The organism is Prochlorococcus sp. G4PB17, assembly GCF_059772445.1.
In genome coordinates this window covers 1813669-1827431 of sequence record NZ_CM186288.1, presented here as the reverse complement: position 1 = coordinate 1827431, position 13763 = coordinate 1813669, and the positions used below count along the sequence as shown (strand labels likewise).

At 36.5% G+C, this 13763-nt stretch carries 17 protein-coding genes; 7 read left to right on the top strand and 10 right to left on the bottom strand.

Going from position 1 to position 13763, the window contains the following annotated elements; translation table 11 throughout:
- Window positions 1-4 precede the first annotated feature (4 nt).
- A complete protein-coding gene (locus AC6EJB_RS10395; protein ID WP_498491400.1) occupies window positions 5-763 on the bottom strand; it encodes a biotin--[acetyl-CoA-carboxylase] ligase in 759 nt (252 codons plus the stop codon).
- Window positions 764-792: 29 nt separating this feature from the next.
- A complete protein-coding gene (locus AC6EJB_RS10390; RefSeq protein WP_498491399.1) occupies window positions 793-1569 on the bottom strand; it encodes a PspA/IM30 family protein in 777 nt (258 codons plus the stop codon).
- Between the two features lie 73 nt (window positions 1570-1642).
- Between AC6EJB_RS10390 and AC6EJB_RS10385 the strand changes: the two genes are divergently transcribed.
- On the top strand, window positions 1643-2125 hold the full coding sequence (locus AC6EJB_RS10385) for a DciA family protein (protein ID WP_498491398.1): 483 nt from the start codon (window positions 1643-1645) through the stop codon (window positions 2123-2125).
- 10 nt (window positions 2126-2135) lie between these two features.
- Here the strand turns inward: AC6EJB_RS10385 and ubiE are convergent, their stop codons facing one another.
- Both ubiE and hisF read right to left on the bottom strand, forming a co-directional pair.
- Window positions 2136-2834 (bottom strand): bifunctional demethylmenaquinone methyltransferase/2-methoxy-6-polyprenyl-1,4-benzoquinol methylase UbiE, encoded by a 699-nt coding sequence (gene ubiE, locus AC6EJB_RS10380; protein WP_498491397.1) that lies wholly within the window; start codon window positions 2832-2834, stop codon window positions 2136-2138.
- A gap of 79 nt (window positions 2835-2913) precedes the next feature.
- Entirely contained in the window at window positions 2914-3684 is a 771-nt protein-coding gene (gene hisF / locus AC6EJB_RS10375; RefSeq protein ID WP_498491396.1) for an imidazole glycerol phosphate synthase subunit HisF, read from the bottom strand.
- A gap of 54 nt (window positions 3685-3738) precedes the next feature.
- Between hisF and petP the strand changes: the two genes are divergently transcribed.
- The gene (gene petP, locus AC6EJB_RS10370; protein ID WP_498491395.1) at window positions 3739-3960 is read left to right on the top strand and encodes a cytochrome b6f subunit PetP; all 222 of its coding nucleotides are present in this window, start codon (window positions 3739-3741) and stop codon (window positions 3958-3960) included.
- A 15-nt stretch (window positions 3961-3975) separates the two neighbouring features.
- A complete protein-coding gene (chlG, locus tag AC6EJB_RS10365) occupies window positions 3976-4926 on the top strand; it encodes a chlorophyll synthase ChlG (protein WP_498491394.1) in 951 nt (316 codons plus the stop codon).
- Window positions 4927-4994: 68 nt separating this feature from the next.
- Here the strand turns inward: chlG and AC6EJB_RS10360 are convergent, their stop codons facing one another.
- Entirely contained in the window at window positions 4995-6320 is a 1326-nt protein-coding gene (locus tag AC6EJB_RS10360) for a 16S rRNA (cytosine(967)-C(5))-methyltransferase (RefSeq protein WP_498491393.1), read from the bottom strand.
- A 214-nt stretch (window positions 6321-6534) separates the two neighbouring features.
- Between AC6EJB_RS10360 and AC6EJB_RS10355 the strand changes: the two genes are divergently transcribed.
- Window positions 6535-7539: a porin gene (locus AC6EJB_RS10355; protein ID WP_498490500.1), complete on the top strand. Its 1005-nt coding sequence runs from the start codon at window positions 6535-6537 to the stop codon at window positions 7537-7539.
- Window positions 7540-7714: 175 nt separating this feature from the next.
- A complete protein-coding gene (gene trmH / locus AC6EJB_RS10350) occupies window positions 7715-8404 on the top strand; it encodes a tRNA (guanosine(18)-2'-O)-methyltransferase TrmH (protein WP_498491392.1) in 690 nt (229 codons plus the stop codon).
- A gap of 21 nt (window positions 8405-8425) precedes the next feature.
- Here the strand turns inward: trmH and AC6EJB_RS10345 are convergent, their stop codons facing one another.
- Window positions 8426-9232 carry an ABC transporter permease gene (locus AC6EJB_RS10345; RefSeq protein WP_498491390.1) on the bottom strand — a complete coding sequence of 269 codons (807 nt, stop codon included), beginning with the start codon at window positions 9230-9232 and terminating at the stop codon, window positions 8426-8428.
- A 142-nt stretch (window positions 9233-9374) separates the two neighbouring features.
- Between AC6EJB_RS10345 and AC6EJB_RS10340 the strand changes: the two genes are divergently transcribed.
- Window positions 9375-9548 (top strand): hypothetical protein, encoded by a 174-nt coding sequence (locus tag AC6EJB_RS10340; RefSeq protein ID WP_498491388.1) that lies wholly within the window; start codon window positions 9375-9377, stop codon window positions 9546-9548.
- A 9-nt stretch (window positions 9549-9557) separates the two neighbouring features.
- Here the strand turns inward: AC6EJB_RS10340 and lepA are convergent, their stop codons facing one another.
- Window positions 9558-11369, bottom strand: a complete 1812-nt coding sequence (gene lepA / locus AC6EJB_RS10335) for a translation elongation factor 4 (RefSeq protein ID WP_498491387.1) — start codon at window positions 11367-11369, stop codon at window positions 9558-9560.
- Between the two features lie 84 nt (window positions 11370-11453).
- Window positions 11454-12944, bottom strand: coding sequence for a malate:quinone oxidoreductase (locus AC6EJB_RS10330; protein WP_498491386.1), 1491 nt, complete (start codon window positions 12942-12944; stop codon window positions 11454-11456).
- A 74-nt stretch (window positions 12945-13018) separates the two neighbouring features.
- Between AC6EJB_RS10330 and AC6EJB_RS10325 the strand changes: the two genes are divergently transcribed.
- Window positions 13019-13264: a NifU family protein gene (locus AC6EJB_RS10325; RefSeq protein WP_011294385.1), complete on the top strand. Its 246-nt coding sequence runs from the start codon at window positions 13019-13021 to the stop codon at window positions 13262-13264.
- A 14-nt stretch (window positions 13265-13278) separates the two neighbouring features.
- Here the strand turns inward: AC6EJB_RS10325 and AC6EJB_RS10320 are convergent, their stop codons facing one another.
- Both AC6EJB_RS10320 and AC6EJB_RS10315 read right to left on the bottom strand, forming a co-directional pair.
- Window positions 13279-13539, bottom strand: a complete 261-nt coding sequence (locus tag AC6EJB_RS10320) for a hypothetical protein (RefSeq protein ID WP_498491385.1) — start codon at window positions 13537-13539, stop codon at window positions 13279-13281.
- A gap of 89 nt (window positions 13540-13628) precedes the next feature.
- The gene (locus AC6EJB_RS10315) at window positions 13629-13763 is read right to left on the bottom strand and encodes a hypothetical protein (protein ID WP_498491384.1); all 135 of its coding nucleotides are present in this window, start codon (window positions 13761-13763) and stop codon (window positions 13629-13631) included.

Genomic DNA, 13763 nt, shown 5'->3' with positions numbered 1-13763 from the left:
ATTTCTAAGTAGACATGACTTTCACTTTATCTTCTTTAAAAAGGATCAATCCTCCACTTGGATCTATACCTTTGATATCCCATTTCAATCCAGTTGCTTTATCAATATATTTTCTTGACCACAATCTTTGTTCAACTTGATTACACAGAAAATTTTTATTTTCTAAAAGATCTAGAGATCTTTCTATTGCAAGTAAAACTTCTGAAGACCAAAAATTTATATTCATCGTTTTATTTCCAATAATTTGTTTTAGTGAAATTCCCTCTTTAGGAACATTATTAAAAACATTTAAACCTACTCCTACTCTTAACAATCTAAGTTTTCCTCCTCTAAAAAATAATCTAGGCAAGATTCCAGCCAATTTTTGGCCGTCAACTAATACGTCATTTGGCCATTTTATATTGACATTAACTCCTATACGTTCAATTCTTTCAACCAAAGCTAATGCCACCGCTAACCCATAAAGCTGAGAATTATTTTCACACGAACCTTCCCTCTTAATAGCTGCACTAACCCAAACCCCTCCTTTTGGTGCATGCCAAGTTCGACCAGCTTGACCTTGACCGAATCTTTGGCAAGAAGAAAACATAGCTATTGGCTGATTTTTTTTTACTGGTTGCTCTGCGATCCAATTTGATAGCTCTATTTCTGTACTAGCACAAATAGTTTTCAGCCTTAATCTCCAAGACCTGGGAGAAGAATGATTTAATTTGTAATATCTATAGATCAATCCAACTCCTCTCTCCAATTTTTGATTATTCATATTTCAAACGTAATGTGATCTTAAAAGAATCAAGAATTATCTATTGACTTTTTCATCTCCTCTAATTCAACTTCGACTTCTTTGATTTCTACTGTCTTTACTTCATTGACATCTAAATCAGATGGAGGTAACGCTATTGCCTCAACTCCCAATTTCAATTGACTCCTCAATATCTCTAATTCTTTCTCTATATCATCACCTCCTTCTAATGCTTTGAACTTACTTTCTAGATCTTCTCCAGCCAACTCTAATGCAGCTTGCCCAGAAGCTTCTAATGCCTCTACTTTGTCTTCCATCCTCTCAAAAGCAGCCATGGCGGACTTGCTCCCTAAGTCACCAACAGTATTTTGAATTTGTTGCTGAGCTTTGGCTGCTTGAGCTCTTGCTTTGAGCATGTCTTTTTTAGTTCTAGCCTCGGCAATCTTTCTCTCTAATAACAAAAGACTTTTCTTTAGTTTTTCAACTTGACCATTTTGTGTTTGAAATTGAGTCGATAAAGATTCATAAGTTTCTTGAAAAGTTGTTTTTCTACCTAATGCTTCTCTCGCCAGATCATCCTCTCCCTTTTTCAAGGCTAATTCAGCTCTAGAGAACCAATTTTTTATTTGCTCTTTTGCTTGATTTGCCTGATTCTCTAATCTTTTTTGACTTGCAATCGCCATCGCTACTGCTTGACGAAGCTTCACCAAGTCTTCTTGCATATCAGCAACAGACTGATCAAGTATTTTTATTGGATCTTCTGCATCACTGACAAAAGCATTTAGATTTGCCTTTATCAATCGACTTAATCTATCTAATACTCCCATTAGGATCTTTTATGCAATCTAAAAAATATTAGCTAGATTTAAGCATCAACTCACCAATAGTGTCTAATTAAAATTGATTTTAGAAGACTTAAAGCATCAGACAAAAGGGAAAAGAGAGCAATCAATTTATAGATGCTTGGAAGAGATCAAGTCTTCATGGAGAGGGAACGTAGGGGGGCTTATTCAAGATTGGGTAGCAATAGCTGGGGAGCAACTCGCATTGAATTGCACACCACTTAACATTCAAAATAAAGTTTTGACAATTGGAGCAAGTCATCCGCAGTGGAGACAAGCTCTCCAGTACAACCGTTTAGAATTAATTGAGTCTTTAAAATTATATGGGTATCAAATAAAAGAAATTCGAATTAGGCAACATTACCCTAATGATGTAGTTACTAGAGACAGTGAAAAAGAAATATGGGAAAAGCATCCAAGTAGAACTGATAAGAGTGGAATCACGAATTGTCCTTTTTGCAAAGTTCCTTCTCCCAGGGGAGAAATTAAATTATGGGGTAAATGTAGTTTTTGTAGAAGAAAAGAATTAAGAATAGATTAAACGATTTGATTTAAGCTTCAAGTAATAAAATCCCCATTTGTCCCATTGCTATTGTTTGGAATTTTGCCTTTTTAAAGCCTGCAGAAAGTGCCATATGAATTTGTTTTTCGCCTGAAGGGAAGTTAACTAAGCTCTTTTTTATATAAGAATATTCCTTCCCTAAGCCAAAGAGTGATGCTATTGGGACAACATAAAGACTTAAATAAATTTTTTGGAATAGACCTCGAATGGAACGTCCTTCAAAACATCTAAAATCTAATATTCCAGCTCTTCCACCGGGTTTCAAAATCCTAAAAGCCTCTCTAAGCCCTTCATAAGGACTGGAAAGATTCCTTAGGCCATAGGCCATCAAAAAGCCATCAAATTGATTTGATGTAAGATTTGTCTTCAAAGCATCACCATTTATCCATTCAATTGAAGAATATTTTCGTTTAGATCTTTCTCTCGCAACTAATAATGCTTGAGAAGCTGAATCCATCCCAATAATGTTTGCAGAACTCTCCATATATCTAGCCAAAAGTATTGACATATCTCCAGTACCACAACAAAGATCTATCCATTTTTCTCCAAAAGTTGGATTGAGAATATCCAATAATTTTCTTTTCCAAAACCTATGTAATCCAAAGCTGAATATATCATTTAAAAAATCATATTTTGAAGAAATTGAATTAAACATTTCTTCTATAGCTTTAGTATTACCAGGTTTCATATGAATATAAGAAATTCTTTACTCGCACAAAAAACTTAATGTGGGGAATTTATTTTACACCTGTTAGTGTAAATATTAATCATTCAAGTGGTCTGATAGGTAAATTTTCCTTGATTAGATATTCTTTTATTTCGCTGATAGTTAATCGGCCATCATGCAATAGGGATGCCAAGAGAGCAGCTGAGGATTTCCCAAGAGTAAAAGCCTCTTTAATATGTCTCAAGCAACCAGCTCCTCCTGAAGCTATTACAGGAATTGGAACCTTTTCAGAAATAGATTTGGTCAGTTCTATGTCGTACCCATTTTGAGTTCCGTCACCGTCCATGGAAGTTAATAGGATTTCTCCTGCTCCTAGCTCAAATACTTTTTCTGCCCATTCAATCGCATCCAAACCGGTATTATTACGTCCACCACTCACATAAACGTCCCACTTATTAGGAATATTTTTATTCTTTTTTGCATCTATTGCAACCACAATACATTGGGATCCAAAACGATTAGCCCCTTGAGAAATCAAAGAAGGATCTTTAACAGCACTCGAATTTAAACTTACTTTGTCAGCTCCTGCTCGTAACAATTCATTCATTCCGTTAACAGAACTTATCCCACCTCCAACAGTGAAAGGAATGGTTACCGCCTCGGATGTTCGCCTAACCATATCAACCAAAGTTGATCTTTTCTCGTAAGTGGCTGTAATGTCTAGAAATACCAATTCATCCGCTCCAGCCTTGCTGTATCTGCATCCCAGCTCAACTGGATCGCCTGCATCACGCAATCCAACAAAGTTAACCCCCTTCACTACTCGTCCATTTGAAACATCAAGACAAGGGATCAATCTTAAAGCAACCATGATTTTTAAACAGGGGAACTGTTATGGTTGCCCAAACTTAAGCATTTTGATGCCATGGCTAAGCCAACCTCCCTTTCAAGGATAGGTTCAAAAATTAAGATCAATATTGAACGTGTAAGAGATCGCATACCTTCTTATTTGATCAACCAACTATCTGAAGATCCAAGAGGCACTGTAATCGATTACAAGATGACTGATGGAAGAGGTGGCATTGGTGTGGTAATTAAAATGAATGATGGAAGCAAACATTGGTTCTTCGAAGATGAAGTTTCTTAACCCAGAGATAAAAAAGTGAGTGATGCTAGGCAACTCCTTGGAATAAAAGGAGGTTCTGAAACAAAAAACATTTGGAAGCTTCGTTTGCAATTAATGAAGCCAATCACATGGATTCCATTGTTATGGGGAGTCATATGTGGAGCAGCTGCCAGTGGAAATTATCACTGGGAATTAAGCAATGTTCTTGCTTCAATAAGTTGCATGTTTATGAGCGGGCCACTCTTAACTGGATACACCCAAACAATAAATGATTACTTTGATAGGGAAATCGACGCAATAAATGAACCTAATAGGCCCATACCGTCAGGGGCAATTTCACTTTTTCAAGTAAAATGTCAAATTTGGGTTTTATTAGTAGCTGGTCTTGGAGTTGCCTATTTATTGGATTTATGGGCACATCACACAATTCCTTCCGTCCTCCTTCTGGCATTGGGAGGTTCATTTGTAAGTTTTATTTACTCAGCACCACCTTTAAAACTTAAACAAAATGGTTGGCTTGGGAATTATGCACTTGGCGCAAGCTACATAGCTCTTCCCTGGTGGGCTGGACAAGCTCTATTTGGACATTTAACGTGGACAACTGCCCTGCTTACTCTTGCCTATAGCTTGTCAGGCCTAGGTATTGCTGTAATCAACGATTTTAAAAGCGTGGAAGGGGATAAAAGCCTTGGTCTTGAATCACTTCCTGTTGTTTTTGGTATTAAAAATGCAAGTCGTATTAGCGCAGGAATGATAGATATCTTTCAGCTGGCAATGGTAATAGTTTTAATCGCGATAGGACAACATTTTGCATCTGTCATTCTGGTTTTACTAATAATCCCTCAAATAACATTTCAAGACATTTGGTTATTGCGTGATCCACTAAGTTTTGATGTTAAATATCAAGCAAGTGCACAACCATTTCTAATCTTAGGAATGCTTGTAACTGCTATAGCTATAGGACATAGTTCATTAATAAGTTTATAAAATTTATTATTGAATCTTATAAAAGATCAAAAATTTTTAAAAACTGTGTTTATACGCAATATCCTTTCTTAAGTTTTTAATTTATTTAAAACAGCAATATAAAAACCATCTCCATTATCTTCATCTCCAGGCCAGATCTGTTTTTCATATTCCAATATAAACTCAGACTTTAATTGAAGAAAATTTTTTATCTGATTGAAATTTTCTTCAGGATGAAGAGTGCAAGTGGAATAAACCAATTTTCCCCCATTTTTTAATAAAGGAGATAATGAATTGAGTAGCTGACTTTGCAGCAAAACAAGCTGTTGAATATTATCCTTTTTCATCCTCCATCTTGCATCAGGGTGACGAGCAAGAGTACCTAATCCAGAGCATGGAGCATCTATTAAAATTCGATCAAAAAAATTTTTCCATTCTGGATGTTTGACTAATAATTCATTGGAATCAGCGACCAATAGTTGCAAACAATTAGTCCCTAACCTCTCTGAATTATCTAAGATTCTTTTTGATCTTCGGGATGATCGGTCAATCGACCAAATCTTGCCCTCATTATTCATTAATTCAGCAATATGTGTTGATTTACCACCTGGAGCAGCACAAGCATCAAGGATGTTTTCTCCAGGCAAAGGACCTAATGATGGAGCAATTAGCTGTGAAGATCTATCTTGCACACTCCATTTACCTTCTTCATAACCAGGCCAGTTCCTAGGTTCACCCACACCAGCTCTTACTTCCAATCCTGAAGGACAGTTTGGGATTACTTGATTTTGAATACCGCAGGAATCAAAAAGTTCTTTTACATCATTTAAATCTGCACGCAATTTATTCACTCTGATATCAATAGGACTAACGCTGTTGAATGCTTTAGCAATCTGCTTAGCATGTTCGAGTCCCTTCCAAGCAATCAATTCCTCTGCCAACCAAATAGGAAGAGACTCGTTTTTTGCCAATTCCAAAGTAGGATTATTTGATTTAGGTAGCAGAAGACCTTTTTCTTTGCTTCGAAGAGCAGATCGCAAAATCCCATTAACAACAGGGGCAAGCTTTTTTAAATGATGGGTTTTCGCAAGCTCGACAGTTGTGTTGATTGCCGCAGCAGGAGGTATCCGCTTCATTTTCAAAATTTGATAAAGCCCAAGATGTAATAACCATCTCAATAAAGGAGGTTGTTTATGCGCCGGTACTTTCCCTAAAGAATCAATCCAACAATCTAAGAAATATCTTTGGCGAATTGCACCATAAGAAAGTTCAGTTATCAGGGCTTTATCTAAAGATTTAAAAGAATAGAGATTAAAAATCCTTTCCAAAGCCACATCTGCGAATGCTCCTCCACCCACTGCTTGAATAACCTCCCAAGCAGCTTTTCTGGCATCTAAGCCTTTTATAGATGACATGTTTTCATTCAAACGCAATCATTTACAAACTCAGTTCACAGCAAGGTATTTATCTAAATAATCATAGCTCGAACCCCCCCCAAGTCCTTTACTGCAATGACTTTCAAAGGAATAACCGAGGCTAGGCCAACCCAAAAGGTGTAACATAAGATACTTTCAATCTTATCTCTGAAAAGTAAAATTTGATACATCTTCTTTAATGTGTGAGGACACTATGAAGCTTTTTTCACGTTTATTAGTAGCTCCTGCAGCTTTGGGCCTAATGGCTCCAGTCGCAGCAAATGCAGACACTGCATTTGCATCAACAACAACTCTTTCTGGTTCTGCGGTTTTCACAACTGGTTCAGTTGCAGATGGCGGAACATCAGATGCAGAAGAAGAGCTTTATATGCAGTATGCATACAGCCTTGACTTGAACTCTAGTTTCACAGGCGAAGACTTATTCTCTGCAGGTATTGTTTCTGGTAATGCTAGTGGTCCACTTGCAAGCATGGATAGTGCTGAGACAGGTGACCTCAATGTTCAATCTCTTTTCTACAATTTCCCAGTTGGTGATCTTTCAGTAACTGTTGGACCCTTGGTTGATCAGGATGATGTTGTTGCAGCAACAACTTCTGCTTATTCAGACGCTTTCAGACTAGGCGCTATGCCTTACTCTTTAGCTGGTAACGAAACTGGTCCTGGAGTTGGTGTTGCTTACTCTAATGACAACGGCGTAGTTGCTTCTGTAAGTTTCGTTTCTGTTGGTGGTGCTTCTTCTACAGTAGGAATCGGTGCTGATGATGGTGATGATGTTTCAACTTTCACACTTGGCTATAACGGCGACGGCTTTGGTGGCGGTCTTGTAATCGCTTCTAACGACGGTGAAGGCGGAACAGCCGGATATGACACATTCGGTGGCGGTATCTACTACAGCCCAGAATCAATTGATGCAACATTCAGCGTAGCTTATGATACAACAGATCCAGAAACAGGTGCTGATGCAACTGACTTGTTCTTTGGTGTTGATTACCAAGTTGGTCCAGGAACATTAAGTGCTGCTTACAACTCAACTGATGTTGATGGTAGTGATTCTTTAGATTCAACTGGATTTGAAGTTTCTTACACTTATTCATTGAACGACAACGTTACACTTACTCCTGGTTTCTTCACTGTTGAAGATACAAGTACTGGTGATGACGACACAGGAGTTGTTGTTGAAACTGCATTTAGCTTCTAAATTTAAGAGAACCTAAATCCTTTAGTTAAATAAAAAGCTCCTGCCCATTAGGCAGGAGCTTTTTATTTGGAGATTTATCAAATATTGTTTAAAACAACTGAAAGGTATTTTTTATACATGAAATAAATACCACTATCATCATAAAGAGCTCCAACTGATCCAAAAATCATAAGAAATGCCTCTACTACCTAGACGTTTTGAACGTATAAAATCAGTGCTAAACAGGAGGATTTCCGATCTCACAGTCTTAATTGAGAATGTTGAAAAACCCCACAATCTATCAGCGATAATACGAAGTTGTGATGCAGTTGGTGTTCTTGAGGCATATGCAATCTTCAACAAAGAAAAATTTTTAACTTTTAATAGTACGGCTCAAGGAAGTCAAAAATGGGTTCAAGTCAACCAATATAGAGAAACAACTGAGGCAATAAAAGTTCTTAAAAAAAAGGGATTTAAATTATATGGCACAAACTTGAATCCCAAATCAATTGACTATAGAAAATGTAATTTCAAGGGACCAACAGCATTTGTACTTGGTGCCGAGAAATGGGGCATCAGCGAAGAAGCCGCAAGTCTAATGGATGAGCATATTCATATTCCAATGAGAGGTATGGTTGAATCTTTAAATGTATCAGTTGCAGCATCTGCATTATTATTTGAAGCGCTAAGACAACGAGAGGTCGCCAATATAATTCCCGAATCTGGAGAAGGAATGAGCCAAGAAACATACAAAGAAAAGATCTTCGAGTGGGCTTACCCAGAAGTTGCTCAATGGTGCAAAAGCGAAGGAAGAAAATATCCAGAACTTAATAAAAAAGGTGAAATAATAGATGATCTCCCAAGAACAAAAAAAATGAAGTACTAAATTACAAATATCACAAATGATTTAGTCATGCAGACTAATTTCACTTATAAATTTCTCTAAGCCTTCTCCAATAAAAGATAGCCCCAACACTAAAACAAACATAGCCATCCCTGGATATATCGCTGTCCACCAAATGCCAGTAGGCAATGCAACTAATGCCATATTTAAATCACTTCCCCATTCTGGAATATTCTCAGGAAGACCCAGTCCAAGAAATCCCAATCCCCCAAGAACTAAAACAGCATCTGCAGCATTAAGTGTTAAGACCACTGGAACAGAAGTAAGAACATTTTTAAGGAGGTACTTTCTTATTATCCATAAAGGGGAAGCACCCATTGATATAGCTGCTTCTATATAAAGTTCTGATTTAACCTGTGAAGTCTGATTTCTAACAAGTCGAAAATATTGAGGGATATAGACAACGCACAATGCTATTGAAGCATTCAATATACCTCTCCCCAATAAAAAGGCCATCACAACAGACAGGAGTAGGACAGGAATGGTATAGAGAGTATCCATAAAAAGAACCAAAACCCTATCCAAAAAACCTCCAATGTAGCCACTTAAAAGTCCCAAAGGTATTCCTATTAAAACAGCAAGAGATACCGCAACAAAAACAACCTGTAATGCAACTCCACTCGCAGCTAAAGTTCTAATACAAACATCTCTTCCTAGTCTATCTGTCCCACACCAGTGATCAATAGAGGGACCTGAAAAAATAGGATTCCCTAGCCCAAATTCACCATTAGGTATAATCTTTAAAGATATTAGTAGTGGAATAAAAATAGAGATGCCTATGTATACGGATAAAATTATCAGTCCAGCCATTAATAACCGTGTCGACAAATTCTTTCGTCTTAAAAAATTTCTCAGATTCAATGATCAAATAATAAGACCTAATTAAATTTAGCTATAAAAGGTAGAAATTAAAAAAAAAATTGCTTAAATAAATGAATACATACAATTTAAGATGCATTTTAAAAATGATGGTCTCACTGTAGGAGAGCTCTCAATAGCTATTGCAGCATTAATAATTATAGGTTTTGTATGGACAAACCTAACCAAAGAGAAAGGGAATCAAGAAGTCTCAATATTTTTACATAACGCAAGTGAAATAAGCTATCCAAACAAACTCAGATCATAAAAATATCATTTAGTCATTATTTAATTTCAAGACAGCCATAAAAGCCTCTTGGGGAACATCTACTTTCCCCATAGACTTCATTCGTTTTTTTCCTTTTGCCTGTTTCTTCAATAATTTCTTTTTTCTAGAGATATCGCCTCCGTAACATTTGGACAACACATCTTTTCGTAAGGCACTAATACCCTCACTTGCAATAATCCGACTCCCAATTGAAGCCTGTAAAGGAATCTTAAATTGCTGTTTTGGAATAAGTTCTTTTAATTTCTCAACAAGCCCTTTTCCGACACTGTAAGCATTATCTTTATGAACGATTGTCGTTAAAGGATCTGCTCGCTCTGAATTGATTAAAACGTCCAATCTGACTAAATCATTTTCTCTATAACCAATCAAGTGATATTCCATAGAAGCATATCCCTTAGTTCTACTTTTCATCTGGTCAAAGAAATCGGTGACTACTTCTGCTAAAGGTATTTCATAAATAAGAGTGACTCGATCAGTTGTTATGTACTTCATATCAATAAAGTCTCCTCTTCTGTCCTGACAAAGTCCCATCAAAGTGCCGTTGTAATCATTAGGAGCATAAATTTCCATTCTGACGTAAGGTTCTTCTATGGTTTCACGTTTTTGAGGGTCTGGAAGTGTAGCGGGATTATCTATCATCAAAACTTCTCCATCAGTCATTTTCACTTTATAAATAACTGAGGGTGCAGTAACAATTAAATCCAAGTCATATTCGCGTTCTAAACGCTCTTGAACAATTTCCATATGTAATAAACCTAAAAATCCACAACGGAAGCCAAATCCCATTGCACTACTTGTTTCAGGTTCATATTTCAATGCAGCATCGGATAGCTGTAATTTATCTAGAGCCTCTCTTAAATCTGGATATTGATCTGCATCAGTTGGAAACAACCCACAAAAAACCATTGGCTTGGCTTCTGTATAACCTGGTAAAGCTTCTTCAGCGGGTCTATCCTGCAACGTGATAGTATCCCCGACTCTTGCATCAGCAACTGCTTTAATTGATGCCGCTAAATATCCCACTTCACCTGCATGAAGAGAATTTACTTTTACTTGATCCGGAGCCATAACACCTATTTCATCTAACTCATAACTTTTTTTACTAGCCATAAGTAAAACCTTGTCTTTCTTACTTATGCCACCACTCATGATTCTGAAATAGACAATCACCCCTCTGTAAGGGTCGTAATAAGAATCAAAAATAAGTGCTTTTGTAGCTTGATCAGCATTATCTTTCGGAGAAGGTATTCTATCTACTACTGCTTGAAGTATTTCTGGGATACCAACCCCTGTTTTAGCAGAACAGGAAATTGCATTAGATGTATCTAAACCAATAATTGATTCAATTTCATTTTTGATTTTCTCAGGATCAGCACCAGGTAAATCAACTTTATTAAGAACAGGAATAATTTCTAAATCATTTTCCAAGGCAAGATAAACATTAGCCAAAGTTTGAGCTTCAACTCCTTGACTAGCATCAACAACCAGCAAGGCACCTTCACAAGCCTGCAATGATCTGCTCACCTCATAAGAAAAGTCAACATGGCCAGGAGTATCAATCAAGTTCAGGACATATTCCTCTCCATCATCCGCTTGATAATTCATTCGCGCAGCCTGTAATTTTATAGTTATTCCCCTCTCTCTCTCAAGGTCCATATTGTCCAAGAATTGTTCTTGCATGTCTCTAGAAGAGACAGTGCCAGTGTCCTGAAGAAGTCTGTCTGCCAAGGTTGATTTACCATGGTCAATATGAGCAATTATGCAGAAGTTCCTCAGACGAGAAATGGACACATTAGTCATACGAAAGCAATCAAAGGAGAAAGATCTTCTTTTATCAATTCAACTCTGAGTAAAGATTAAATATAGCTCAACATTCCTAAAGTTTTAAATTAATTTAAGTAAGAAATCGTTTCTTTTGCGAATTGCCAAAAGAGCTTCTTGGTTTGAATTAATATCAGTCCCAATACTTGGAAAAAGCTCTAACATTTTATTTTTCCATTTACTTGATTTCATTTTTTCCTGCCAGCACCGATTTAAAACTTCAATCATAATTGTTACTGCTGTGCTTGCGCCAGGAGAAGCCCCAAGCAAAGCAGCTAAAGATCCATCTGATGCAGTAACAACTTCTGTCCCCATTTTCAAAATACCGCCTTTAGATGTTTGTTTAATTATTTGAACCCGCTGCCCTGCAATTGAAAGCTTCCAATCATTAGGTGAAACCTTCGGTAGAAATCTTTTTAAAGTTTCTATTCGATCCTCATTTGTTTGTATTAATTGACCTAATAAGTATTTCCCTAGATCTATATTGTCTAATCCTGCTTGCAACATAAAAAAAAGATTAGTTGTTTTGATAGATCTAAACAAATCCAGTTTTGAGCCTTGTTTTAAAAAATTTGAACTAAATCCTGCAAAAGGACCAAACAAAAGAGATCTTTTTCCATCTATCCATCTTGTGTCTAAGTGTGGGACAGACATTGGTGGTGCTCCAACTGCTGCATTTCCATAAACCTTTGCATTATGTGTTTTTGTTGATTTCTCCTCATCACAAATCAACCATTTGCCGCTGACAGGAAACCCTGCATATGACAATCCTTCTGGAATTCCCGATTTTTGCAAAAGGGATAAAGCTCCTCCTCCTGCACCTAGGAACACGAACTTTGATCTAACAACTCTATCTTTTTTTGCTCCTTTTAAAGATAAATACCAATCTCCTTCTCTATCTTGTTCAAGATTTTCAACATTAGTAGAGTAATTAATCTCAATAGATTTTGAATCTTCAATTTGATTGATATATGAGCGAGTTAAATTACCAAAATCAATATCAGTTCCTCTTTGAATTCTTGTCGCAGCAATCTTTTCACTCTTTTTCCTGCCATCCATAATTAATGGAATCCAATCTTTTAATTCACCATGATCCTTGCTGAATTCCATTTGAGCAAAAGCGGCATGAGAAGTAAGTTCAGAAAACCTTTTTTCAAGCAAAGAAATATCTTTATCTCCAAAGACAAGACTGATGTGTGGCAACTTATTTAAAAAAATTTTTGGTATCAATTTCCCTTTTTCTGCCAACGATGCCCAAAACTCTAAGCTTTGCTCAAAAGATTTATTTATTTCAAAAGCTTTAGTGGTACTTAGAGAGCCATCCTCTTGGATTGGAGTGTAATTAAGCTCACAGTTAGCAGCATGTCCTGTTCCAGCATTATTCTTGGCGGAACTACTTTCCAAACCAGCAGAAGATAATCTTTCAACAACCAGCAACCGTAAATCTGGTTCAAGCTCATGCAAAAGTACTGCAAGAGTTGAGCTCATAATTCCTGCACCTACTAATATTGCGTCATAAGTATTTTCTGACTCTGAGGCACTGGTATTAAACAAAATCTTTATCAAGATTACATACAGACTATCCTGCAATTAACTAAGCTAAGCAAAATTAAATCAAGTAAACCGAAATGAGCGACGAAACTCTTGCACTTACTACAGAAAACGTTGAAAAGGTCCTTGATGAATTAAGACCATTCCTCATGGCTGATGGAGGAAATGTAGAGATAGCTGAAATAGATGGACCAATCGTCAAAGTTAGACTTCAGGGAGCTTGCGGAAGTTGCCCTAGTAGCACAATGACTCTAAAAATGGGCATTGAAAGAAAGCTAAGGGAAATGATTCCAGAGGTTAGCGAAGTAATACAAGTTTTATAAATTAACCTTTTTATTTAATTTAGAGAACTTAATTCCCTTTTAATTGCAGACTTATAGTTAAGACAATCTAAAGGTAGTCCATTATAAATGAGATAACCGATTGGAGCTATTAGACCAACTGTAAAAATAAGGTTAGATAATTCTAAACCTAAGTTTCTTAGCAAAAAAGTTATTCCATATATACCTAAAAGATAAACATGCAGAATCATAAATTCTTTAGTATTTTGAACTGGCCATCTAAAGATGGAACCTAAGAAAAACAAAACACCTTTCATCAATCTTATTTATAGTTGAATGATCATACATAATCTTTAATCATTTTCACTGATGAATATGTATCTAAAGATGAAAAATGATGTATCAATTAATTTTTGAATTTTGATTTATTTAGAGAATATTCTTTTTTAAGTTTTCTCATTCTTCTTGCCCAAATCAGTGTCGCAATTACAACCCATAAAAAGAAGCCACCCAAAGCAAGAAGGCTAACTGTGTAATCCAT